This is a genomic window from Xanthomonas sp. SHU 166 (assembly GCF_000364685.1).
Classification (GTDB): domain Bacteria; phylum Pseudomonadota; class Gammaproteobacteria; order Xanthomonadales; family Xanthomonadaceae; genus Xanthomonas_A; species Xanthomonas_A sontii.
The window spans coordinates 1-3,255 of record NZ_AQOJ01000417.1 but is presented as its reverse complement, the minus strand read 5'-3'; the positions used below and the strand labels follow the sequence as shown (position 1 = coordinate 3,255).

Genomic DNA, 3,255 nt, shown 5'->3' with positions numbered 1-3,255 from the left:
GGCTGCCGCCGCGGCCGCGCCGCCCGCAGCAACGCCGGCGCAGCCCTTCGTCGAAACCAGCTACGTTGTCGCTCCCGACACGGTGGGCGACTTCAGACTGCGCAGCAGCAAGTACGACCCGGCCGCCAAGGCCGCCGGTGCCGGCTTCCTCTACGTGCTGAAAGGCCACCCGGAACTGACCATCAACGTGTTCGTCTATCCCGCCGGACAAAAGGAATCGGCGCGGGCCATCGCCGACGGCATGGCGGGCTTCCGTGCCGATCTGGCCGCAGCGGTCTCCGGCGGCACCTACGCGGAACTGCACGAACTGGGTGCGCAAGGATTCGAGCTGGGCATCGTCGTCGAACCGGCGCCGAAGGCCGCCAGCGCCCTGGACAAGGCGCTGGTCGCGGCGATCGCCGAGGCCCAACGTGTGCCCGGAGAAAAGCTGCGGATGGAACTGCGCCTCGACCCGGAGGATGCACCGGCCCGCTCCAACGGCTATCTGTTCTACAAACAGCTCTACTACTTCAAGGTGCGCGTGTCGGCCGCTGCGCAGGACATCGGACCGGATGCCTTCGACACCCTCGCCGACCAGGCGGCGCGCGCGCTCGTGCCCGCCATCCAGGTGACCAATGTCGGCGGCTGCGCGACACCGACCATCCAGATCGACCCGAACGGCAAGCCGGAACAGGCGGCACTGCAGCTCGTCCGCCAGAGCACCCTCTACCAGGGCTTCAACTGCAGCAAATCCGCCGCAGACGCTGGCATCGACCGCGCGGCCGGCAATGCCGCTGTGATCGAGATCGCCTACGACGCCGGCGACTGGGCGTCGCCCTGAGCGCGCGTTAGCGCGATACTGTGGCTCCCACCGCAGCACCCGGCCGTTCCGCCATGACCAAAGGTCCCGTCCGCCTCGATGTCGGCGTCAGCTACGCCCTGCCCCGCGCCGGGCTGCCGGCGGCGCCGAGCTTCCGCAAGTGGGTCGCCGCGGCATTGAAGGGCCGCATCCGCGAGGCCGACCTGGCGATCCGTCTGGTCGACGACCGCGAAGGCCGCGCCCTCAACCAGCACTACCGCGGCAAGGACTACGCCACCAACGTGCTCAGCTTCCCGGCCGAACTGCCCGAGGGGCTACCGAAGGGCGTCAAGTTGCCGCTGCTCGGCGACCTGGTGATCTGCGCGCCGGTGGTGGCGCGCGAAGCCGCCGAACAGGACAAGCCGCTCAACGCGCACTACGCGCACCTGACCGTGCACGGCGTGCTGCACCTGCTCGGCTGGGACCACGAGGACGACAAGGAAGCCGAGGCGATGGAGCAGCTGGAGCGCGAGATCCTGGCCGACCTCGGCGTTTCCGACCCCTACGCCGGCGAGCGTTGATCCGAGATCCCACACCCGCTGTCGCGACTACCCTCACCCCAACCCCTCTCCCGGGGGGAGAGGGGCTTAATGTGTTCCCCACCACCCCGCGCTGGTCAAGCGCGAGCCCCGGCGGTAACGTGGCCGCGCGGCGATCGCCGCAGCCCCGCTTTTCTTCGAGGTTCCGTGCGTTGATCCGTCCCTCGCTCGTCCTGCTCGCGCTCGCCTGTGTCGTCCCCGCCGCTGTCGCCGCGCCTCCCGCACCACCGACTGCAGCGCCTGCCGCCACCGCAACCGCCGATCCGGCCATCGACCTGCCAGCGCTGCTGGAATGCCGCCAGCACGTGGCCGACTTCACCGCGCTGGCGCCGCTGCTGGCCGATCCGCTGAAGGCGGTGGCGCACGGCTGGCGGCCGCTGCAGCAGTCCAACCTGTTCATGACCGAGTACGCGCTGACCCGGCCGATCCAGGTGTTCGGCTATAGCAGCGAGCGCATCGCCTTCTCCGGCGCCAGCGTGATGGCGATCCTGGACCTGCCCGACCCGCGGCCGCTGGCCAAACGCCTGAATCTGGAAGCGGCCGTGGACACCCCGGAGAAGGCCATGTTCGGCCGCGAAGTGCTCAGCCGCGACGTCCACGATCCCAAGACCGGCGAGCCGATGATCGAGTCGATCATCCTCAGCGTGTCCACGGTGAAATCGCATCCCGGCAAGACCCTGGCCGGCTGCAGCTACAGCCTGGACCTGCCCGAGGAGCCGGGCGCGGCACCGGCACCGGACGCGCTGCACACGCCGGCCAAGGGCGGCTGAACCCGCGCCGGCGGGCCGACCGGTGCGGGCCGCCGACGTCGCGATGCTGTCGCGAGCGCCCTGCTAGACTTGCGGTTACCGCCCGCTCGACCGGGCGCCTACCCACAGAACATGTCAGAAGACGGACCGAGTAGTACCTCCCCGGAATCCCACGAAAAACGTCGCGGCTGGCTGGAACGCCTGACCTCGGTGTTCTCCGGCGACCCGCACACCCGCGACGATCTGGTCGAGGTGCTGCGCGACGCGCAGCACGATGGCCTGATCGCCGCCGACACGCTGCGCATGATGGAGGGCGCGCTGTCGGTCTCCGAACTCACCGTCGGCGACGTGATGGTCTCGCGCGCGCAGATGGTGTCGCTGCCGGTGGAGTCGCGCTTCCTCGACCTGATGAAGCAGGTGGTCGAATCCGGCCACTCGCGCTTCCCGGTGCACGGCGAGAACAAGGACGACATCCTCGGCATCCTGCTGGCCAAGGACCTGCTGCGCGGCGTGGTCGCCGACCACGGCCCGGGCACGGTGCGCGAACTGCTGCGCCCGGCGGTGCTGATTCCGGAGTCGAAGAAGCTCAACGTGCTGCTCAAGGAGTTCCGGCTCTCGCGCAACCACATGGCGATCGTGGTCGACGAGTACGGCGGCGTGGCCGGGCTGGTGACCATTGAGGACGTGCTGGAGCAGATCGTCGGCGACATCGACGACGAGCACGACGACGCCGAGGACGAGGCCTCGCTGATCGCCGCGCAGGCCGACGGCCAGTACGTGGTGGATGCGCTGACCCCGATCGAGGATTTCAACGAGCGCTTCGGCGCCGACTTCCCCGACGACGACTACGACACCGTCGGCGGGCTGGTCACCGAGGCGATCGGGCACCTGCCCGAGACCGGCGAGGAACTGACCCTGGGCCGATTCGCATTCCGCGTGGCGAAGGCCGACGCGCGCCGGGTGCAGGCGTTCCACGTCACCATCCTGCCGCCTCCCGCGCAGGACGGCGCTTGAGCACGCACCGCGTGCCGCGCATGCGCGCGGCCTGCTGGCTGGGAATGCTGCTGGCCCTGTGGACCGGGCTGGCCTTCGCGCAGACCGCGCCTGCGGATCCGGCGGCACCGCCGCC

At 69.8% G+C, this 3,255-nt stretch carries 4 protein-coding genes; all 4 read left to right on the top strand.

The features are described from left to right. Positions 1–820: hypothetical protein (locus D180_RS11445; protein ID WP_232760453.1), on the top strand; the 820-nt coding region annotated here is incomplete at its 5' end. Between the two features lie 53 nt (positions 821–873). Then, positions 874–1,359 carry an rRNA maturation RNase YbeY gene (gene ybeY / locus D180_RS11440; RefSeq protein WP_017908182.1) on the top strand — a complete coding sequence of 162 codons (486 nt, stop codon included), beginning with the start codon at positions 874–876 and terminating at the stop codon, positions 1,357–1,359. Positions 1,360–1,646: 287 nt separating this feature from the next. Next, positions 1,647–2,147, top strand: coding sequence for a hypothetical protein (locus tag D180_RS11435; RefSeq protein ID WP_232760454.1), 501 nt, complete (start codon positions 1,647–1,649; stop codon positions 2,145–2,147). A 111-nt stretch (positions 2,148–2,258) separates the two neighbouring features. Continuing rightward, positions 2,259–3,140: a transporter associated domain-containing protein gene (locus tag D180_RS11430; RefSeq protein ID WP_026144230.1), complete on the top strand. Its 882-nt coding sequence runs from the start codon at positions 2,259–2,261 to the stop codon at positions 3,138–3,140. The last annotated feature ends 115 nt before the right edge of the window (positions 3,141–3,255 follow it).

Bases quoted from the DNA above. Each gene is read 5' to 3' on its own strand.
- ybeY (WP_017908182.1), top strand. From the start codon at position 874: ATGACCAAAGGTCCCGTCCGCCTCGATGTCGGCGTCAGCTACGCCCTG.
- D180_RS11430 (WP_026144230.1), top strand. From the start codon at position 2,259: ATGTCAGAAGACGGACCGAGTAGTACCTCCCCGGAATCCCACGAAAAA.